Source organism: Alteromonas sp. I10 (genome assembly GCF_003201515.1).
Classification (GTDB): domain Bacteria; phylum Pseudomonadota; class Gammaproteobacteria; order Enterobacterales; family Alteromonadaceae; genus Alteromonas; species Alteromonas macleodii.
This window is the reverse complement of the sequence record NZ_QJJN01000001.1, coordinates 855,852-875,442: the sequence shown is the minus strand read 5'-3', so window position 1 is coordinate 875,442 and position 19,591 is coordinate 855,852. Positions and strand designations below refer to the sequence as shown.

Below are 19,591 nucleotides of genomic sequence, written 5' to 3'. Positions count from 1 at the left end.
AGGGATGTACTCCCTGCTATGATAGCCTTGTGTGAGAGTTTTGATATTTTCATATGACTTTCAACGAAGACATTCACAATGATAAAAGCTGTACCTACTAACATCATTACTGGCTTTTTGGGTGTGGGTAAAACATCCTCGCTATTACATTTATTAAAACAAAAACCTGCAAATGAACGCTGGGCAATACTAATCAATGAGTTTGGTGAGATTGGTATCGATGGCTCATTGGTAAACGGCTCGCGAAATAAAGCACCTAACAATGACGCCAGCGGTGAAAAGCGGGTATTTATTAAAGAAGTGCCAGGTGGATGTATGTGCTGTGCCGCGGGGCTGCCAATGCAGATTGCTCTTAATCAGCTGTTGGCCGAATCTAAACCAGACCGTTTGCTTATTGAGCCTACTGGTTTGGGGCATCCTATAGAAGTACTACAAACACTAGCTGCCGAGCATTATCAAGAAATTCTCGACATACAAAAAACGGTAACTTTGGTTGACGCAAGAAAGCTCGCTGATCCTCGCTATACCTCTCATGATACCTTCAATCAGCAAATCGCCATTGCTGACGTGGTTGTGGGGAACAAACAAGACCTTTACACTCATTCAGATGCCGAAGCATTGGAAACCTATGTTGTCCAACGTACCAAGCCAAGCACGCCCGTCTTACTGTGCGAAAAGGGAGAGTTCCCAATTAGCGTATTAAAGGGAAGCTCAAGTGCACTTACTCATATCAAAGCACAAAAATTGCACGGCCACAAAACTACCAATACGTCTTCAATCAATGAACAGCCTTTTCCTGACTCAGGTGTATTGAGAGTAGAGAATAAAGGCGAAGGTTTTAAAGCTGTCGGGTGGCGTTTCTCACCTTCCAAGGAGTTTGACCGCATTGCACTATTAAAATGGATGCACAACCTTAACGTTGAAAGGCTTAAAGCAGTTGTCATAACAAGTGACGGTGTCTTCAGCTATAACGTTGTTGACAACGAGGTTACCGAAGCCGAATTAAGTGAGTGTAGTGAAACTAAAATTGAAATTATCGCTATTGAACTTAACCCTATATGGGATGAAGAGCTCACTAAGTGTCTTTCGGTTTACTAGTGCAATAATTTTTAGCATCAAGGCAGTCTTTTTATAACATTTGACGCAGTAACAGCGCGAGGCTATCACGCGGCACCAAAGAGAGAAGCGCCGCCGCAGTGTTATTGAAATTAGAGGTGGTGTATTTGTCTAAATACTACCTCGTGAATACACAATGTTGCCTGCAACTATGGTTGTATGCGTTTCTCCATACAGCGTTTCTCCTATAAATGGCGAGTTCTGAGACTTAGAGGCGAAAAAGGATGGCGTTACCGTAAACGCGTTATTTAAGTCGAACAGCACAAGATCTGCCACTTCGCCTTGTTCAATTCTTCCACATCGTATGCCGAAAATGTCACCTGCATTTTTACTCATTAAATCGATGGCATGACCAAGCGTTAGCTTTTCGGTTTTTACGAAATGGGTGAAGATCAGAGGAAACGCAGTTTCAAGACCAATAATCCCAAACGGTGCCTGTTCAATAGGTTGCTTTTTTTCCTCAGGCGAGTGAGGTGCATGATCCGTTGCTATAGCGTCTATTACACCCTCAACAAGGGCATTTTGACACGCCAGCATATCTTCTCTAGAACGAAGTGGTGGATTCATTTTCCAATTCGCATCTAAAGTCCCATCAGATTTTATGGCGATATCTTCGTCACATAACAACAAGTGATGAGGAGAAACTTCTACAGTAACGTTGGCGCCACGTTCTTTTGCTTGCTTTACCGCTTCAATAGAAGCCGATGTGGAAACATGCAATACGTGATAATGACCACCGGTTTCCAAACTATAGTCACAACCACGTTCGACGTGCACAGATTCAGAGGCTGACTTTATACCCTTCACATTGAATTTTTTTGAAATTTCGCCTTCATGTATTGCTCCCCCATTTGATAAAGTCTCGTCTTCACTGTGATCGAGAACTGGAACCCCTAGGTGCTTAGCACTAACGAGAGCTTGCTTAAATAACGCATTGTTTTGAACGCCTTTACCGTCATCGGTAATTGCCACTGCACCAGCGCTTGTTAAGGCGCTGAAGTCAGTCATGGACTTTCCTTCTACGCGCCCGTTGGGTAGACTTTACACAAGCCTTTTTTAGCTGCTGTTTCTACCATGAAACGTACAGTATCTGCATTATCAGCTGTAGGCGTTGTATTAGGCATTGAAACTACTGCTGTAAACCCACCTTTAACCGCGGCTTTACTACCCGATTCTATGTCTTCTTTGTATTCCATCCCCGGTTCCCTGAAATGTACTTGGGGATCAAGAAGGCCAGGCGATAAAAACAAGCCTTTCGCATCTATGGTCTTTACCGACTTTATAGTGATGGGGGTTTCCGAAAGAGCAGCTATTTTTCCGCCATCAATTAATAGTGAAACAGACGTTATTTCATCTTCATTTTTGCCTAATAACCGTGACGAGGTAGAGGCATTATTTATAATTAGTTTCATGACACTAAAGATATGAGTAGATTAAAAAAGTAGCGCTGCATTACTTGCAGTGCTTGCAGATACACGCCACTTCAAGGTGTGGCGTTACAATATCGCACCCTAGATTTTTAGCTTGCTTAACAAGATTTTCAGATATGGTTGGGTCTATCGCAACTTCTTCAACAGAGCCACATTGAACACAAATTAAAAACTGTGAGTACCCGTGATGCTCGCAACATTTTGCTTGAGAACACGCGACAAACTTGTTGTTCAAATTCAGTTTGTGTACTAAATCAGTCTCAGTGAGAAACTCTAGTGCGCGATATATCGTCATAGGCTTTACATCTTCAGAATACCTCGTAGTGAACAAATCCTTTATCTCGTAAGCGGAAAGCGGAGCTTGGGCATCTATTAATAAGTTCAATACTCTTTTGCGTTTTTCTGTTAAGCGCAAACCGTCCGAGTCGCATTTATCCTTTGCTACCGCAAGTAAATTTACAAACCGTCGATTCATATAACCCTAGCGTCAAAATTACGATTTCCTGTGACATTAAATGGCATGTCGTTCACAACCCAAAGCGATTAATCACGCACCTTAAGTGCTACATTATAACATATCACTTTCAAGTAATTATTGTCAGCCCTGCACCACAAAAAGGCACTAAAGAATTGTTTTTGTAAAAGAGTGGTTCAAGCCTCGATGCGAACGACAGAGGCTTAATTCAATTACCTTACTATACTTATGAAACCACATACCTAAGTATCGCTTAGAACGTTTTCAAGATTTCATTTTTGTCGTTTAATCCTCCCGAACAAACAAACAATCTATAGAAGTACTTGAGGAATTAACCATGTTGAAAATTGTTAAAACTTCTCTTGTTATCGCAGCGACATTAGGTGTGTCGGGCGTAGCACAGGCTGATGTTAACGAAGCACTAGCGAATATTTGCACTATCGTTCAAGCGGACGATAAAGGCGAACTACGTAAGAAAATGCGTTCAGTCGAATCAGACTACCGCATGAAACTTAAAGACTACTACTCAGCAATTAGCTGTGGCGGTAACAGCCTAATTCGTACAGCACTGCTAAACAATGCTTTAGAAGCTGGCGAGTTACTTGTTAAGAAAATGCCAAAAAGTGATTTAGAAGCACCTGAAGCTGATGGAAAAACACTTCAAGCTTGGGTTGCGGAAAACGGTCTGCAAGACAACCCAATTGCTGCGGTTATCAACGACCGCCTATAAAACAGTTTCACACCATGTGAACCAGTTCAACATGGTTGCAGAGAAATCTGCACTTTAGAAAGCGACCCTCGGGTCGCTTTTTTCTTTTTTATCAGTTGATAAAATTCAATGCATAAAAAAGGAGAGTATTCCCTACTCCCCTTCGTACTAATGCAGATTACCAATACAATCTAACAAGCTCTGGCAAGCTCGAGTTTATTGTTTGCTACCTTTTCGCTAATCAGCAACACCGGCTCTTGTTGATACAAGCGCTCTACAAAGCCCTGGAAACTAGCGGTAAAACGCGCTTCATCAACCAGCTTACCAAATACTTCTTCTAGCATTAAAAAACTAAGGCTGTGTATTTGGTTATTACTAGCCGCGTTGTGTAACTTATCAGCTAACACATCGTTGATTTCAAGTGACTTCCCGTCTTGAGAGGCATGCCTGTCTGAATAGAAGGCCCAGCAAGCAACAACTAAAGCACTTATATCGGTGTCTCTGTTGGCCGCCAAATTATCTCGTACGGTGGGCAATAAAAACACCGGAAGCTTAGCCGAACTTTCAAGGCAAATTCGCGCTAGCGTATCTTTAATGAAAGGATTGGAGAAACGAGATAGCAGCGTATCTCTGTATTCATACACGTCAATCCCCTCTACTGGGTCGAGTGTTGGCATAACCTCTTGTTCCATAAAGATTGATAGAAGACGCTTTAACTGTTTCGCTTCAACGCTTTCATGGATAGTTTCAAGCCCTGCTACAGAACCAACTAACCCAAGTACTGAATGGCCCGCATTAAGCATACGAAGCTTAAGCTTTTCGTACGGTGCCACATCGCTTACAAACTGCGCGCCCACTAAATCTAAACACGGCTTGGTATTGCAAAAGTCATCTTCAATAACCCACTGGTCAAAAGGCTCACACACTACAGGCCAAGCATCTTCTACGCCCTGAGCCCTTAACGTTGCGATATCTTCATTTGTGGTTGCAGGCGTTATTCTGTCTACCATTGAATTAGGGAAACTCACGTTTTCGTCAACCCAAGTAGCAAACGCTTGGTCAAACAGTTCAATATACGCAAGCAGCATTTTCTTTAACACATGGCCATTGTGCTGAATATTGTCACATGACATAACGGTAAAAGGCCTAACGTTGTTTTCTTTGCGTTTTTTAAGCGCTGCAACTAAATAGCCGAAAACCAGTTTAGGCGTTTTGGGGTTTTCGATATCGTGAATGACATCAGGGTTAGTGGTAATAAATTCCCCTGAGGAAGCATCAAAATTATAGCCACCTTCGGTAATGGTTAACGATACGATGCGTACTTCGGGCTCAGCCATTTTATCAATGACTGCTTGAGGATCGTCCGGCGCCATCAAAAACCCCGTCATTGCACCGATAACTGATGCACTGCGGGAACCGTCATTGTGCTTTTCAACCAAGGTATATAAGTTATCTTGTTCGTCGAACACTTTTTTCATCGCACGGTCGTTCTCGCGAAGACCCACACCACAAATGCCCCACGATAGATCGCTGGTTTTTGCCATTAATCTGTCTACATACATGGCTTCATGTGCCCGATGAAAACCACCCACACCAATGTGAACAATACCCGTTTGAACGTTCTCCACATCATAAGCTGGACGCCTTATGTCATTTGGCAACGACGATAAGTTCGCTCTGTTCAATAAAATAGACGTTTGAGATTGCATAAGAACCTTATTAGCTTTGTAACGCTTTGTGGCGACGCATCGCCCAATACGCAGTAACGAAATAGATAACGGTGCACGCGAACCCAACATTAAAGAATAGGTCTCGGTTCAATTCGTAAGCGGCAACCGTGTCACTAAGAGAAAAAGTTTTGATTGCCAATGCTATGGACACCAACAAACTCGCTAGCGAAGTAAGACGCAGTAATTTAGATACGGCAGTAACGTCTTCAACGTGTTCGTTTTCTAACGCCGCTTCTTGCTGCTGATGAGCTTCAACACGTGCATTGAAAGCATCTACTTGTGCTTCTTGCTCAGGATAAGCTTGTTTTGCACCATACTTTGCGGCCAGTGCTGTATAGACAGCTATGGTGAAGAACCACGTGGGTATGAATAGATAGTAGAAAGACATGACGTCTAAGACGTTTAAACCAAAGCCAAACACAAGCCCCAAACCCCAACTCGCTACCGCTGGCGTGCTGTGAGTAAGGCTTTGATAATGTGCCCAATAACGTGTGAATCCAATACGCGGAAAAATCATGTGCTCTGCGAACACAATTGCTCCTACAGGAACAACAAGTAATCCAGCATACGTTAACAGTGGCAGTAATTTAGTAAACACGAACGGGAAACACGCAATTGCAACGGTGACCATACCGACGACCGCGGTCGTTGTGGTACGTGATTTATCTTTAAAAATGGCTTGCGCGGCAAGTCCAGCGCGATAGAGATTCGCGTTTGCTGTAGTCCAACCTGCAACGATAACAATAACGAGTCCAGAAAGACCTAATGCATGGAAAGCCACATCGCCCGGGTCTAATTCACCAATGGACTTTTGAACAATAACCGCTGTTCCTGCGCCCATAATACCGGCTGAAATCCATGCTATATAATGACCAAATAACATACCCGCCGACGTACATAAACCGTAACGTTTACGCTTGGCAAAACGCAGTAATGCCATATCAATAAGGCCGAAATGCGTTATCGTGTTCGCTGCCCACGAAAAGCCAATCACTTCTAATAAACCAATACCAGGCTCACCACTTTGGGTGAAGCCCGTCCACACCGATGTACTACCGATATGAATAAAGTCATTCCACGATGTAAGAAACGTTTGCCCAATTACAGATTCAGCGAGTGCAGGCATTAGAATAAGTGGACCGCAAATGAACATGGTGAACAACCAAGGCGCACAAATACGAGAAAAATTGGAAACGGCGTTAAAGCCATACATAGCGACAAAGACAACTATCACACCGACTGCAAGCACGACGGCAACAAAAGCTAAATTAGTCGGATACCAATTTAACTGCGCCGGAATGTTCAATGCAAAACGCACGGCGGTTGCCGACACCGTAATCATAGCGGCCGATATCACTGTAAATATGATTACATTCGCCCAGTTATAGAGCTTGGTCATAGAGTCGCCAGCTATTTTCTGAAGATACGAGTACAAGCTCAAACGGGTATCTACAGCGATAGGCGTAGTGATAAGTGTCCAGCTTAGGACAGCAAGTAGATTACCAATTAATAAACCCAACAGAATGTCGGTCATGGTGGCGCCTAGCGCAACAAAGGTTGCACCAAATACGAATTCAGTTGCCGCCACATGTTCACCGGCGTACAAGCCCATGAAATGCTTCCAGCCTTTCAGTTTATGTTTAGCGACGGGGAGTTGCTCGTCACTAACTTGTGAAATATCAATATCACTAGACGTCGACTTCATCTTCAAATCTCGTGTTGTAGGTGTATTTCCCACTGGTTTCAAAATACATCAAGAGCATTTGCCCAGGTACTGGGATATATCTCAATTTTTGTAAATATTTGCATATACCCTCTACTTTGTAAACAGCCATTAACAAAATAAATGGAGGCTTGTTTATTTAATTAACACAATAAAAATGCACATTTAACCAATCAAAATAAACGCGATATAATCTATCCAATTGATACTATGAAGAAATTTTAGAGACGAAATTTGAGGCCGAAAACCGCGTATGTAGTCGTATGACTCAAGAACTGCTTGTTAAGGTAGAACAAACGCCATCAATTACCTTACACTTAGGCAAATGTTCATATAATTAGGGCCTGTTGACCTTTGGTTTACGAATACGGAATTGGCAAGGGGACGTTGGTTAAATGTTAATACTTAAAGTGAAGGTGACTCTTGCAGACACACAACGTGGAACTGGTGATTTTTGATTGTGATGGCGTACTGATTGACAGTGAAGTGCTGTCGATGCAGGCGTGGCAAGCACTTCTGTCTAGTTTCGATATTGCATTATCGAAACAATATTTTATAGAGCATTTTCTTGGCAAGAGCATGGAGCACGTTCAGGGTAAGTTAAAAGATAACTTTGCGCTCACACTTACCACGTCCATGAAAAACAAATTCCATGGATTATTGTTCGACAGCTTCGAGTGCCATTTACAAAAGACTACCGGTATCACCTCTGTACTTTCTGCACTTAACTCACTAGGTATTCCATTTTGTGTCGCCACAAGCAGTTCACCTGAAAGAACAACAAAGGCGTTAACCAGTACAGGGCTTCTTTCTTATTTTGAAGGCCGCATTTTCACGCGAGCACTCGTAAATAAAGGCAAGCCAGCACCAGATTTATTTTTATATGCGGCAAATGCTCTCAACATTGCTCCTAAAAACTGCCTAGTTATTGAAGACTCTCAGCCGGGGATCGCTGCCGCTAAAGCCGCAGACATGCGCTACTTCCACTATACAGGTGGCGCACATCTACAGAATTGTATTGTGACATCGGACAACACCATTAATTCATGGGACGAGTTTTACTCTCGAATCCCTGACATTTTTGACATGAGAAAAATTAAATGAGTAAGAAAGCACAAAACGAACTCAATAAACTCGACGAGGCCGCCAGAGCAGGATGGATGTACTATGTTGGTGGTAAGACACAAGATGAGATCGCTAAAACGCTCAAAACATCACGCCAAAGCGCACAACGCTTAGTGGCGTTATCCATGTCGGAAGGTCTTGTGAAAGTGCGCTTAGAACACCCGATTGCTAGATGTATGGAATTAGCGCAAGGCATAAAGAAAAAATTCGGATTAACTTTCTGTGAAGTCGTGCCCAGTGTTGATGACGATCCCAATTCAACACTTGGTCTTGGTCAAGCGGGTGCAGCAGCAATAGAAAGAGCTTTAAAATTCGACGCTCCACAAACCATCGCGTTTGGTACTGGCCGTGTACTGCGTGCCTGTGCTGATGAATTGTCAATACTTCACTGTCCTCAGCATAAAATTGTTTCCCTTGTTGGTAATATTGCTGATAACGGAGAGGCGACGCGTTATGACGTGGCTGTTCACGTAGCCGACAGAGTTAAAGCACAGCATTATCCTATGCCTATCCCTGTAATAGCATCTAGTAAACTAGAACGGGAAATTTGGCAACAGCAACAACACATATCTAGAATTCACACGCTTGCCGAACAAGCGGATATTAGCTTCGTAGGCATTGGTAACTTAGGCAGCGTGTCTCCATTGTATAAAGACGGATTTATCGACGATGATCAATTAGCAACCCTCGCTGAATCTGGTGCAAGTGGCGAAATCATAAGCTGGATCTTTAATGAAGAAGGTGCGCTGATTAGTTGCGATATTAACGAGAGAGTAACGAGCTTTAAGTTGAAAGCAACGCCAGAAAAGCCTGTAGTGGGTGTTGCAGCGGGCGACAACAAACTGCACGCTATAAGAGGCGCTCTGCGATCGAAATTGCTCAATGGGCTCATCACGACAGAACGTACTGCCTCAGCACTGCTCACTTCTTAATTTCGTTCTTTTCTTATTAATACAATGCCTATTGCGTACATTTTTAATACGCATTAACTTCAACAAAAAGCAAAAAAACAGCATTAACGTTGTTTTTTTGCACTTTATTTGGCTATTTATTGATCTCCGATTGCAATTCAACTTAGTTTGCCTGCGCCCTTTAATACTAAAGGCTACAGCGCATTTCATACCTCTTACATCTTTAGTCTAACGTATTATTCGATATACCTTGTTATTTGAATGAATGTTTTTCATTCGATCTGATTGTTTTTTAATTAATCCCGAACAGACAAACCGATTAATTAAACAAATATAACGAAGGAAATTTAACCATGTTGAAAATCGTTAAAACTTCTCTAGTCATCGCAGCATCAACATTAGCTTTTTCAAACGCAGCACAAGCAAATGACGTAAACGAGGCACTAGCAAACATCTGTACTATTGTTCAGGCTGACGACAAAGGCGAATTGCGTAAGAAGATGCGTCGCGTACAGTCTGACTTCAAATTAAAGTTACGTGATTATTACTCAGGTGTTTCATGCGGTGGTCAAAGCCTTATCCGCACGGCTTTAACGAACAACGCAGTTGAGGTAGGTACACTGCTTGTTAAGAAAATGCCAAGCAAAGACCTTTCTGAGCCCGAATCAGACGGCAAAACACTTCAAGCGTGGATAGCAGAGCAAGGCTTACAGAGCTCGCCAATTTCTGCTGAGCTTAACGATAGAATCTAAGCACTAATTCACATAGCCATGTGAGTCGATTCAACATGGTTGCAGCGTCAGCTGCAATGAAAGGCCCCGCTACGGGGCCTTTTTACTTTCTGTCTCTTTAAATTTTCACGTTCTTCAACCCAGTGACTTAGGTAATCAAGCTACGGTATGCGTGAGCTCGTAACGCAAGCTCACACTTTAGGTATGGATTGACATACCATGTTATTTTACAACATGTTTTTCAAATAGTTAGATTCGGGTTTAATGCATCTCAACGAACGAACACAATCTTAATAACAACAACCGAAGGAATTTAACCATGTTGAAAATCGTTAAAACTTCTCTAGTAATTGCAGCATCAACTTTAGCTTTTTCTAACGCAGCTCAGGCTAATGACATCAACGAAGCACTTGCAAACATTTGCACAATTGTTCAAGCAGATGACAAGGGCGAACTACGTAAGAAAATGCGTAGCGTTCAGTCAGACTACAAACTTAAGCTTCGCGATTACTACTCTGGCATTTCTTGTAACGGCCAAAGCCTAATTCGCACTGCTCTTACTAGCAATGCGGTTGAAGTAGGTACTCTACTGGTTAAGAAAATGCCAAGCAAAGACTTAGCAGAGCCTGAGTCAGACGGTAAGACACTTCAAGCGTGGATTGCTGAACAAGGTCTTCAAAGCTCTCCTATTTCAACAGAGCTTAACGGCAGAATCTAATATAACTAATTAATCACACCATGTGATGTAACGATTCAACATGGTAGCGGCAGGACGCCGCACTGGAGGCCCCTTTTAGGGGCCTCACCCCTTTCTAGAGCCCTATAAAATTTATCACTTCTTTTTGTACCCATTCAGGCTTTTCCCTGTGTAACCAGTGCGACGCGTGCGGATTAAACCGCTTAATTATCAATGGAACATAGTGTTCGATTTTATCTAGTACACTTAGATCAAACGCATCATCCTGCTCACCCCACAATAATAGAGTTGGGCAGTGAATGAATATTTCGGGTACACGAATATCATCCAACACTTTCTCAGATACATTCTTTTGTGGCACTTGTTGAGGCATTTGCCGATAGTAATTGAGCATCGCACTGAGGGTTTCAGGTTTACCCCAGTCGTTAAGTAGAGTCCTTGAATAGCTGGTTTCTTTCTCAAAAAAGCCGTTGCCTAACATATTTTTCAATAACGTAAAGCTTGTATTTGTAAGGGTCCGCTCTGCCCCCTTATCAATAAGCGCAGAGATATACTGGCTTTTTGCTCTTTGCGTAGAAGAGGTCTTTATTGCCCGTGTAAAACAAGAAGGATGAGCAGCATTAACAATAATAAGTTTGCTAATTAATGTTTGGTGAAAGGCTGCTAGGGGCCACGCTATTGCCCCACCCCAATCGTGTCCCAACAAAATAACTTTTCGGCCTTTTTGAACTTTCTCGATGAAGGCGGCCATTCGACTTATCAATGATGGAACTTGGTAGTCCGTTTCACTGGGTAGTGGACTCGATAAATGATAACCGGGCAAATCTTGGGCAATGATGTCAAGTGATGTGGGGAGTATCGCCATTAACGCTTCCCATGTGTGCGCATTTTCTGGGAAGCCATGAAACATGATAAGCAGAGGGTTCTCTGCGCTCTCTTCTTCTCGGGATAAATAATGAAGGCTGGCTCCCTCAACATTCACGTACTTTGACACAACCACTGTGCTCACTTCCTCTATGTTGTTTTTAAGAAACAAAAAAGCCGAACAAAATAACGTATCCAAATGATTATTTGGTTAAATCATTTTCTCGGCTACATTATTTTCTCGGCCTTTCGTACGTCTTTTAGTAACGCACGTGTATTACTTTTATGTCGTTACTCGATAGCGAACATACTCTCTGGCATAGACATCAAGTTGTCTGCGCCTGATTGCATTGCCGAAACCAGTGAGCGAGTACGGGTTAACAAACGGTCAAAGTAGAAGCCCGTTGTTAAGATTTTACTCTTATAAAACTCGGTTTCGGTGCTGCCTGCATCAAGCTGTTCTTGTGCTTTCACTGCCATTTTTAGCCAGAAGTAAGCAACGGTGACATAACCTGAATACATTAAGTAATCGACAGACGCTGCACCAATTTCATCTGGGTTCGATGCTGCTGCCTTACCGATATCCATAGTGATCTGCTGCCACTCGTCAAGATGAGAGTTTAGCGCGTTAGTCCAAGCACTAAACTGAGCGTTATCGCGCAATGAATTACAGTAGTCGCGCACTTCTTGAACAAACACATTAAGCAATTCGCCATTAGAGCCCATTACTTTACGACCTAATAGGTCAACGGCTTGAATACCTGTAGTACCTTCATACATGGTGCAGATACGGGTATCGCGAGCTAGCTGCTCCATACCCCATTCTTTGATAAAGCCGTGGCCGCCATAAACCTGCATACCGTAACTCGTGGCTTCTTGCGCGGTTTCAGTTAAAAAGGCTTTTACGATAGGCGTTAAGAATGCAAGTTTTGCATCCGCAAGTTGCTTCTCAGCCTCGTCGCTACCATACAAAGTAACGTCAACTAACTGCATACAGTAAGCGGCAAGCGCTCGGTTGCCTTCCGCGAACGCTTTCTGCGTTAACAGCATACGACGTACATCAGGGTGCACAATAATAGGATCAGCTGGGCCATCAGGATTTTTACGCCCTGTTAATGAACGGAACTGAATGCGGTCTTTTGCGTAGCGAAGCGCACCTTGGAATGCTGCTTCAGATGATGCCAAGCCTTCTAGACCAGTGCCAACACGTGCGGTATTCATGAACGTAAACATGCAGTTTAGGCCGCGGTTTGGTGGCCCAATCAAATAACCCTTTGCACCATCAAAGTTGATCACACAGGTTGCGCTGGCTTTGATACCCATTTTATGTTCAATGCTTCCGCAGCCTACTGCGTTTCTATCTTGCTTTTCGCCATCTTCAGACACGTTAAACTTAGGCACAACAAATAGTGAAATACCCTTGGTACCCTCTGGCGCATCTGGCAATCGAGCTAACACAATGTGTACGATATTTTCAGACAAGTCGTGTTCACCTGCCGAAATAAAAATCTTCGTTCCTGTTAAGCTGTAGGTACCATCTTCTTGAGGTTCCGCGCGACATTTCAACATGCCAAGGTCTGAACCGCAGTGTGCTTCGGTCAAACACATAGTACCTGTCCACTCACCGCTAACCAGTTTTTCAAGGAACATTTTTTGTAGCAATTCAGAGCCATGGGCTTTTATTGTTGCCATACAGCCCTGGCTTAGACCTGGGTACATCGCCCAAGAATGGTTTGCGCCTGAGAACCACTCAGCAATGATAGATGACAATGAATATGGTAATGCCTGACCGCCAAATTCCTCAGGGTGAGACATTCCTGGCCATCCGCCCTCAACATACGTTTGATAAGCTTCTTTAAAACCTTTAGGCGTTGTTACTTCACCATCAACCCACTTACACCCTTCTTCATCGCCTGATGCATTGATGGGTGCCAGTACGTTCTCTGAAAACTTTGCAGCTTCAGCGAAAATCGCCGACACCAGATCTTCAGATGCTTCGTCGAAACCTAGCTTTTGATAGTGATTTTGATAATTTAGTAGCTCATGTGTTACAAACATGGCGTCACGTTGTGGAGCTTTATAACCTTCCATACCCAATACCTATATTACTTCAAATAGACCAGCAGCGCCCATGCCGCCACCGATACACATGGTGCAAACAACATATTTCGCACCGCGTCGTTTACCTTCGATGAGTGCATGACCCACCATGCGAGCACCGCTCATGCCGTATGGGTGACCAATAGAAATGGCACCACCGTTTACGTTTAATAATTCGTCTGGAATGCCTAACTTATCGCGGCAATAAAGTACCTGTACCGCAAACGCTTCATTAAGCTCCCATAGACCGATATCGTCCATGGTCAATCCATGCTGCTTTAATAGCTTAGGAATTGCGAACACTGGGCCAATTCCCATTTCATCTGGCTCACAGCCTGCCACTGCAATACCGCGATAAATACCAAGAGGTTGAGCATTGCCTTTTGCCGCTGAGTGCTCATCCATAATCACTGTCGCGCTGGCACCATCAGAAAGCTGGCTTGCATTACCTGCGGTAATACAACCACCTTCTATCACTGGGTTAAGCGCTTTAAGCCCCTCTAGCGTTGTTTCTGGGCGATTTCCTTCGTCTTTCGACAAGGTCACTTCACGCTCAGAGGTTTCACCTGTTTCTTTATTAAATAAGGCTTGCGTTGCTGTGATAGGTACAATCTCATCATCAAACTTGCCCGCTTCTTGAGCCGCTGCTGTGCGCATTTGGCTTTGGTAACCGTATTCGTCTTGTACGTCACGGCTAATGTTGTAGCGCTTACCCACCACTTCCGCAGTTTGAAGCATTGGCATATAAATATCTTTGTGCTTAGCAACCAGTGCAGGGTCTACTGCACGAAACATATTCATATTTTTGTTTTGCACTAAAGAGATAGAATCTAAGCCACCCGCAACCATAATGTTGGTATCGCCTGTACGAATTGAATTCGCTGCGGTAGCAATGGCATACATGCCAGAACTGCATTGGCGGTCGAGTGTCATGCCCGCTACGGTGACCGGTAAACCACCCGCTAAACCAGCCAAGCGGCCAATATTCATGCCGCCACTGCCTTGGGTTAACGCTGCGCCCATTACCACGTCGTCGACACTGGCAGGGTCGATCCCTGCGCGTGCTACTGCGTTTTGAATAGCATGGCCACCTAATGAAGGGGCTGGTAAATTGTTCAGTGCACCTTTATAAGCGCGCCCGATTGGCGTACGTGCTGTACTTACGATAACTGCATCGCGCATTTTCATATTCCTTTCAGTTGGGCTGAAAGTTCAGCCAAAGTTTAGCTAGGCCTATGTGCTTCCTCTCGAAGTTACCTAGCTTTACCAAATTCGGATGTCGGGTAACGAGAGCTATCGCTAGCTCTCACCGTCGATTAACTCTCGCTAACGAGAGCTTTGTCTACTTCGCTTTATAGCTTTTAAACGTGCCGCCGCTTTGGGCCAATTTCACCAACAAATCACTTGGTTCAAGCCACATCTTTCCGTAATCACCCAATTGATCACGATAGGTAGTCAGCTTATCTAAAATAGTGCCTAGCCCTACTTCGTCGGCATATTGCATAGGGCCGCCGCGATACACAGGGAAGCCATAACCGTAAACATAAATCACGTCGATATCGCTAGATTTAGCTGCAATGCCTTCTTCTAAGATGGCAGCACCTTCGTTGATCAATGAGTACATGACGCGAACTAGAATTTCCTCATCGCTAATGTCTGAACGCTGAACCACGCCTAAACGTTCTGCTTCTTGCTTGGCAATTTCTAGTACTTCTGGATCTGGGACAGGAACTCGACTGCCAGGTTCATAGTTGTAAGCTCCGCGTCCGGTTTTGAGTCCGTTGCGCCCCTTTTCTACCAAGCGATCTGCCACTGCACCGTAAGCGGGGTCGTGTGCAATGTGCTCTTGTCGAGACTGTCGTACATAGTAACCAATATCTAATCCAGCCATATCACCCATAGTGAACGGCCCCATTGGCATGCCAAACTCGGTTAAAACACGATCAACTTGCTCAGGTGTTGCTCCTTCAAGCAGTAAGCGGTTAGCTTCACGGCCGTAAGGCTCAATCATGCGGTTACCTACGAATCCGAAGCAAACGCCTACCAACACCGCTACTTTCTTGATGCGTTTAGCCATCTTCATGCAGGTTTTAATGACTTCAGCAGATGTCTTCTCTGCTTTAACCACTTCTAGCAGTCTCATCACATTCGCTGGCGAGAAGAAGTGAAGACCAATCACATCTTCAGGACGGGATGTGGCTGTCGCTATTTCGTCTATATCCAGTGTTGACGTATTTGAGGCCAAAATGGCGCCTGGCTTACACACTTTATCCAGCGTCGAGAATACGGTTTTCTTTACTTCCATCTTCTCGAAAACGGCTTCGATGACGAGATCAACATCAGCTAAGTCGTCATACGACGTGGTACCTGAAAGCAGTGCCATGCGGCTCTCTACCTGCTCTTGGGTTAACTTGCCTTTTTTCGCTGAGTTTTCGTAGTTCTTTCTAATAAGCGCTAATCCCTTCTCTAGCGCTTCTTCTTTGAGCTCAAGCATTGTGACTGGAATGCCGGCATTGGCGAAGTTCATAGCGATACCACCGCCCATTGTTCCGGCGCCGATAATCGCAACTTTATCAATGTTGCGCTCAGGAGTATTTTTGTCGAAATCGCTCACATGACCTGCTGCGCGTTCAGCAAAAAAGAAATGCTGCTGGGCACGCGCCTGTGGCGTATTCATACACTCCATGAAAAGCTTGCCTTCATTTTTAAGGCCATCTTCAAAAGCGAGCGTGTAAGCGCCGCGTACCGCTTCGATACATTTTAATGGAGCAAAGAAACCACGAGTCGCTTTTTTAGTTTGTGCAGTTACTGCATCAAACACCGCCTGCGTTTCGTCAGACATGGACAGCGTGATATCACTGGTGCGTTTAATCGCTTTATCTGGCGTTAATGCTTGTAAATACGCTTTTGTATCTTCAAGTAAATGCTCAGGCTTATCAGAAATTTTGTCGAAGACACCTGGAAGTTTGACCACCGACGTAGGCTTGCCTGTTACGATCATTTCTAACGATGTTTGTGCGTCGGCTAAACGAGGAAGGCGCTGAGTACCGCCTGCGCCCGGTAATATACCTAGATTTACCTCTGGAAGACCCACCTTATTGTCGGCAAAGGTGATGCGATGATGGCAAGCTAACGCCACTTCTAAGCCACCGCCGAATGCTGGTCCAGGGAGAACAGCAACAACCGGCTTAGACGCATTTTCAATCTTGTCTAGTACCTCAGGCAGCATGGGAGACAAATCGCCACCAGAGAATTCGCTGATGTCAGCTCCACCCGAAAAAATAGGTAGTGAAGAAGTAATAACAATGGCACGTACGCTGTCGTCATCTAGTGCATTGTTTATGCCTTCTATCAACCCTACTCTGATAGCGCGTGACAGCGCATTAACGGGCGCACTTTGCATTGTCAGCGTGGCAACACCCTGTTGTACTGCATATTCTACGGCTTTATTTTCCATCTCAGTCATAACCATGTCCTGTTTATCACGTTAACTGGATGTTATTGCAGTGTTGTCAATCATCCAAGTTTATTGGTGTTATAGACATTTATCATAATATTTAATATTGACCGCCAGCCCCTTTGTGAATTCATTTCTCTGCGCAGAGCCTGTCCTACCTTGCCTAAGGTTTATTTGACAGAAAATAAAACCGGTGTTTTTGTTAATCGAGCAACACTTGTAATTACATTTTATTTACAAAAGGATGATTGGCTATGCAAGTGCTTAAAACACCGGAAAGCGCCTTCGACACGATCACTGACTTTCCCTACTCCCCCTGTTTCACTGAAGTAACAGACACAGTAAGCAGTGAAATAACAATGGCCCATTATCAATGTGGACCGAAAGATGGACATACCGTGCTATTAATACACGGCGAACCGACGTGGGCTTATTTGTACCGCAAGATGATGCCCATATTGGCTGATGCGGGATTCAATGTCATCGCGCCGGATCTCATTGGTTTTGGGCGCTCAGATAAACCAGTAAGAAAAGAGGACTACTCCTACGCTCGTCATGTGATATGGCTAAAAGACTGGTTTTCACAGGCTACTAAAGGCCCCGTTACACTATTTTGTCAAGACTGGGGAGGTTTACTAGGCCTGCGACTTGTCGCCGATATGCCTGAGCGTTTTTCGGGTGTAATGGTGTCTAATACCGGTTTGCCCACTGGCGACCACCCGCCAAGTGATGCTTTCATCAAATGGCGCCGATTCTCACAGGATGTCGCCGTATTTCCCACATCTTTGATCATTCAAAACGCCACAACCACTGTTCTAGACGAGGCGACGCTTGCAGCTTACGACGCCCCTTTTCCAGACGAAAGCTTTAAAGCAGGTGCACGTATGTTCCCTATTCTTGTTCCTACAAGCCCAGACAATGCTGAGGCACAGGCGAATAGACAGGCATGGGAAAAGCTAAAGCAATATGACAAACCTTTTGTTACGGCTTTCGGTGATAGCGACCCTGTCACTAAAGGTGGCGATAAGGTATTTCAAAAGCTCGTTCCTGGTAGCAGCGGTATGGCTCATACCCTTGTAGAAAACGGTGGTCACTTTATCCAAGAAGATCAAGGGGAAATGCTAGCCAAATTACTCATTCAATTTATAAACCAAACGCAGCTGAAATAGCCACGTTTCAAAAAACATTAAACAGTTACTAATAGGAGATTACCATGGATGCTCTACTCGACTTTTCAGGGCAAGTTGTATTAATTACCGGCGCAGGCAGTGGTTTTGGCCGCTTGTTATCGCTAGGTCTTGCCAACCGAGGAGCAAAACTCGTTCTTTCAGACATTAACGAAACCGCCCTTGAGGAAACGAAAAAGGATGTAAAAGCACTCAGTGATGTCGTGGTGCTAGCGGGTAATATTGCTAGCGAGTCGCTTAATAAGGCGCTGGTTGAAACAGCCATTGAAACCTTTGGCAAACTGGATATAGCCGTAAATAATGCAGGCATAGCGCATAACCCTGCACCAATTCATCAAATGACAGAGGAAATCATGGACTCGCAGTTCGCTGTGAATGTAAAAGGCGTTATGTTTGGAATGAAGTACCAAATACCCGTTATGCTTGCACAAAAGCAAGGGCACGTTTTAAATGTAAGCTCACTTGCGGGACTAGGTGGAGCCCCTAAAGGCGGTGCTTATGCTGCAGCAAAACACGCGGTTTCGGGGATAACCCGCACAGCCGCGGTGGAATACGGCCGAAAAAATGTTCGCGTTAATGCAATTTGCCCATTCTATAGTCCTACCAATATTTTGAACGTAGACGGGTACAACACCCCTGAAGCGCGCGAGCAACTAGGCATGGGAAGTCCTATGAAACGTCTAGGCGAACCGCAAGAAATCGTTAACACCATGATGCTGATGCTTTCCCCTGGCAACTCTTACATGAACGGGCAAACCATAGCAGTAGATGGTGGTGTTACAGCGTGGTAATTTTTATCTCGCAGTTTCGAAATACATGCAAAGGTATTTTTTGATATACCTTTGTATGACTCATCATGTTTCTCTTTCGTTCTACTTTAGGTGTAATGAGGAGGAACAAACAAAATCGATGAATGAGGCGAGTGCAACCGCCTCTGCAATCGAACCCCTATCAAGTAAAACCCAATAATTTTATTTAGCGATTAAGTTGAACAAAAAGAGAAAAATGTGATGAAAAAGCCAAGTAAAAACATTTTTTTAGCTACCACACTTTGTATAACCTATTCGTTGATTAACGTTAGTATTGCGCAAGAAGCCCAATCTACGCTTGTAAATATGAAGGAAGTGCCTTCTTCGCAACTATTAAAGAAGCAACGTCAAAATAAACCGCTAGCACTAAGCACGGTGAAGCGCGGTACTGATGTTTCGCTTCAAACCACCAAACAATCCAAAAGCCAATACCTTATTCATAGCGCACTGCCAAGTCACCGCTTCAGCGCTAAGTAATTTTTAGGCGAGTACTCGTCTATCGGGTTAATCCTTTATTTAAAGCCATT

The 19,591-nt window shown here is 44.1% G+C and carries 18 protein-coding genes; 9 read left to right on the top strand and 9 right to left on the bottom strand.

The annotated features are described in order from the left end of the window. Positions 1–78: 78 nt before the first annotated feature. On the top strand, positions 79–1,098 hold the full coding sequence (locus BZA03_RS03760; protein WP_110288009.1) for a GTP-binding protein: 1,020 nt from the start codon (positions 79–81) through the stop codon (positions 1,096–1,098). A gap of 129 nt (positions 1,099–1,227) precedes the next feature. On the opposite strand, the gene BZA03_RS03755 is transcribed toward BZA03_RS03760, so the two are convergent. Genes BZA03_RS03755 through BZA03_RS03750 form a run of 3 tightly spaced genes read right to left on the bottom strand, consistent with a single transcriptional unit; the run spans position 1,228 to position 3,021 of the window. After that, positions 1,228–2,124 carry a dihydroorotase gene (locus BZA03_RS03755; RefSeq protein ID WP_258364574.1) on the bottom strand — a complete coding sequence of 299 codons (897 nt, stop codon included), beginning with the start codon at positions 2,122–2,124 and terminating at the stop codon, positions 1,228–1,230. Positions 2,125–2,135: 11 nt separating this feature from the next. Beyond that, complete coding sequence (locus tag BZA03_RS20545; protein ID WP_258364573.1) at positions 2,136–2,528, bottom strand: amidohydrolase family protein; 393 nt, start codon at positions 2,526–2,528, stop codon at positions 2,136–2,138. 40 nt (positions 2,529–2,568) lie between these two features. Then, the gene (locus BZA03_RS03750) at positions 2,569–3,021 is read right to left on the bottom strand and encodes a Fur family transcriptional regulator (RefSeq protein ID WP_110288008.1); all 453 of its coding nucleotides are present in this window, start codon (positions 3,019–3,021) and stop codon (positions 2,569–2,571) included. A 337-nt stretch (positions 3,022–3,358) separates the two neighbouring features. On the opposite strand from BZA03_RS03750, the gene BZA03_RS03745 reads away from it, so the two are divergent. After that, positions 3,359–3,751: a DUF3718 domain-containing protein gene (locus tag BZA03_RS03745; RefSeq protein WP_014949240.1), complete on the top strand. Its 393-nt coding sequence runs from the start codon at positions 3,359–3,361 to the stop codon at positions 3,749–3,751. 170 nt (positions 3,752–3,921) lie between these two features. Here BZA03_RS03745 and BZA03_RS03740 read toward each other — a convergent pair whose 3' ends face one another. Next, entirely contained in the window at positions 3,922–5,439 is a 1,518-nt protein-coding gene (locus BZA03_RS03740; protein ID WP_110288007.1) for a mannitol dehydrogenase family protein, read from the bottom strand. 10 nt (positions 5,440–5,449) lie between these two features. After that, positions 5,450–7,165 (bottom strand): cytosine permease, encoded by a 1,716-nt coding sequence (locus BZA03_RS03735; RefSeq protein ID WP_014976338.1) that lies wholly within the window; start codon positions 7,163–7,165, stop codon positions 5,450–5,452. Between the two features lie 441 nt (positions 7,166–7,606). Between BZA03_RS03735 and BZA03_RS03730 the strand changes: the two genes are divergently transcribed. The 4 genes from BZA03_RS03730 (at position 7,607) to BZA03_RS03715 (ending at position 10,668) form a co-directional block, all read left to right on the top strand. Then, on the top strand, positions 7,607–8,287 hold the full coding sequence (locus BZA03_RS03730; protein WP_110288006.1) for an HAD family phosphatase: 681 nt from the start codon (positions 7,607–7,609) through the stop codon (positions 8,285–8,287). Further along, complete coding sequence (locus BZA03_RS03725; protein ID WP_014949236.1) at positions 8,284–9,240, top strand: sugar-binding transcriptional regulator; 957 nt, start codon at positions 8,284–8,286, stop codon at positions 9,238–9,240. The genes BZA03_RS03730 and BZA03_RS03725 overlap by 4 nt, the downstream gene beginning before the upstream one ends. 332 nt (positions 9,241–9,572) lie before the next feature. Beyond that, positions 9,573–9,971 carry a DUF3718 domain-containing protein gene (locus tag BZA03_RS03720; protein ID WP_014949235.1) on the top strand — a complete coding sequence of 133 codons (399 nt, stop codon included), beginning with the start codon at positions 9,573–9,575 and terminating at the stop codon, positions 9,969–9,971. A gap of 298 nt (positions 9,972–10,269) precedes the next feature. Next, complete coding sequence (locus tag BZA03_RS03715; RefSeq protein ID WP_014949234.1) at positions 10,270–10,668, top strand: DUF3718 domain-containing protein; 399 nt, start codon at positions 10,270–10,272, stop codon at positions 10,666–10,668. 94 nt (positions 10,669–10,762) lie between these two features. Here BZA03_RS03715 and BZA03_RS03710 read toward each other — a convergent pair whose 3' ends face one another. From BZA03_RS03710 to BZA03_RS03695, 4 genes are all read right to left on the bottom strand, one after another. Then, complete coding sequence (locus BZA03_RS03710) at positions 10,763–11,647, bottom strand: alpha/beta fold hydrolase (RefSeq protein ID WP_110288005.1); 885 nt, start codon at positions 11,645–11,647, stop codon at positions 10,763–10,765. 155 nt (positions 11,648–11,802) lie between these two features. Next, complete coding sequence (locus BZA03_RS03705) at positions 11,803–13,602, bottom strand: acyl-CoA dehydrogenase C-terminal domain-containing protein (RefSeq protein WP_110288004.1); 1,800 nt, start codon at positions 13,600–13,602, stop codon at positions 11,803–11,805. A gap of 9 nt (positions 13,603–13,611) precedes the next feature. Next, a complete protein-coding gene (locus BZA03_RS03700; protein WP_014949231.1) occupies positions 13,612–14,793 on the bottom strand; it encodes an acetyl-CoA C-acyltransferase in 1,182 nt (393 codons plus the stop codon). Between the two features lie 160 nt (positions 14,794–14,953). Next, positions 14,954–17,077 (bottom strand): 3-hydroxyacyl-CoA dehydrogenase NAD-binding domain-containing protein, encoded by a 2,124-nt coding sequence (locus BZA03_RS03695; protein ID WP_014949230.1) that lies wholly within the window; start codon positions 17,075–17,077, stop codon positions 14,954–14,956. 245 nt (positions 17,078–17,322) lie between these two features. On the opposite strand from BZA03_RS03695, the gene BZA03_RS03690 reads away from it, so the two are divergent. From BZA03_RS03690 to BZA03_RS03680, 3 genes are all read left to right on the top strand, one after another. Continuing rightward, positions 17,323–18,237 (top strand): haloalkane dehalogenase, encoded by a 915-nt coding sequence (locus tag BZA03_RS03690; protein WP_110288003.1) that lies wholly within the window; start codon positions 17,323–17,325, stop codon positions 18,235–18,237. Positions 18,238–18,281: 44 nt separating this feature from the next. After that, complete coding sequence (locus BZA03_RS03685) at positions 18,282–19,046, top strand: SDR family NAD(P)-dependent oxidoreductase (protein WP_110288002.1); 765 nt, start codon at positions 18,282–18,284, stop codon at positions 19,044–19,046. Between the two features lie 219 nt (positions 19,047–19,265). Further along, a complete protein-coding gene (locus BZA03_RS03680; protein ID WP_014949227.1) occupies positions 19,266–19,541 on the top strand; it encodes a hypothetical protein in 276 nt (91 codons plus the stop codon). The last annotated feature ends 50 nt before the right edge of the window (positions 19,542–19,591 follow it).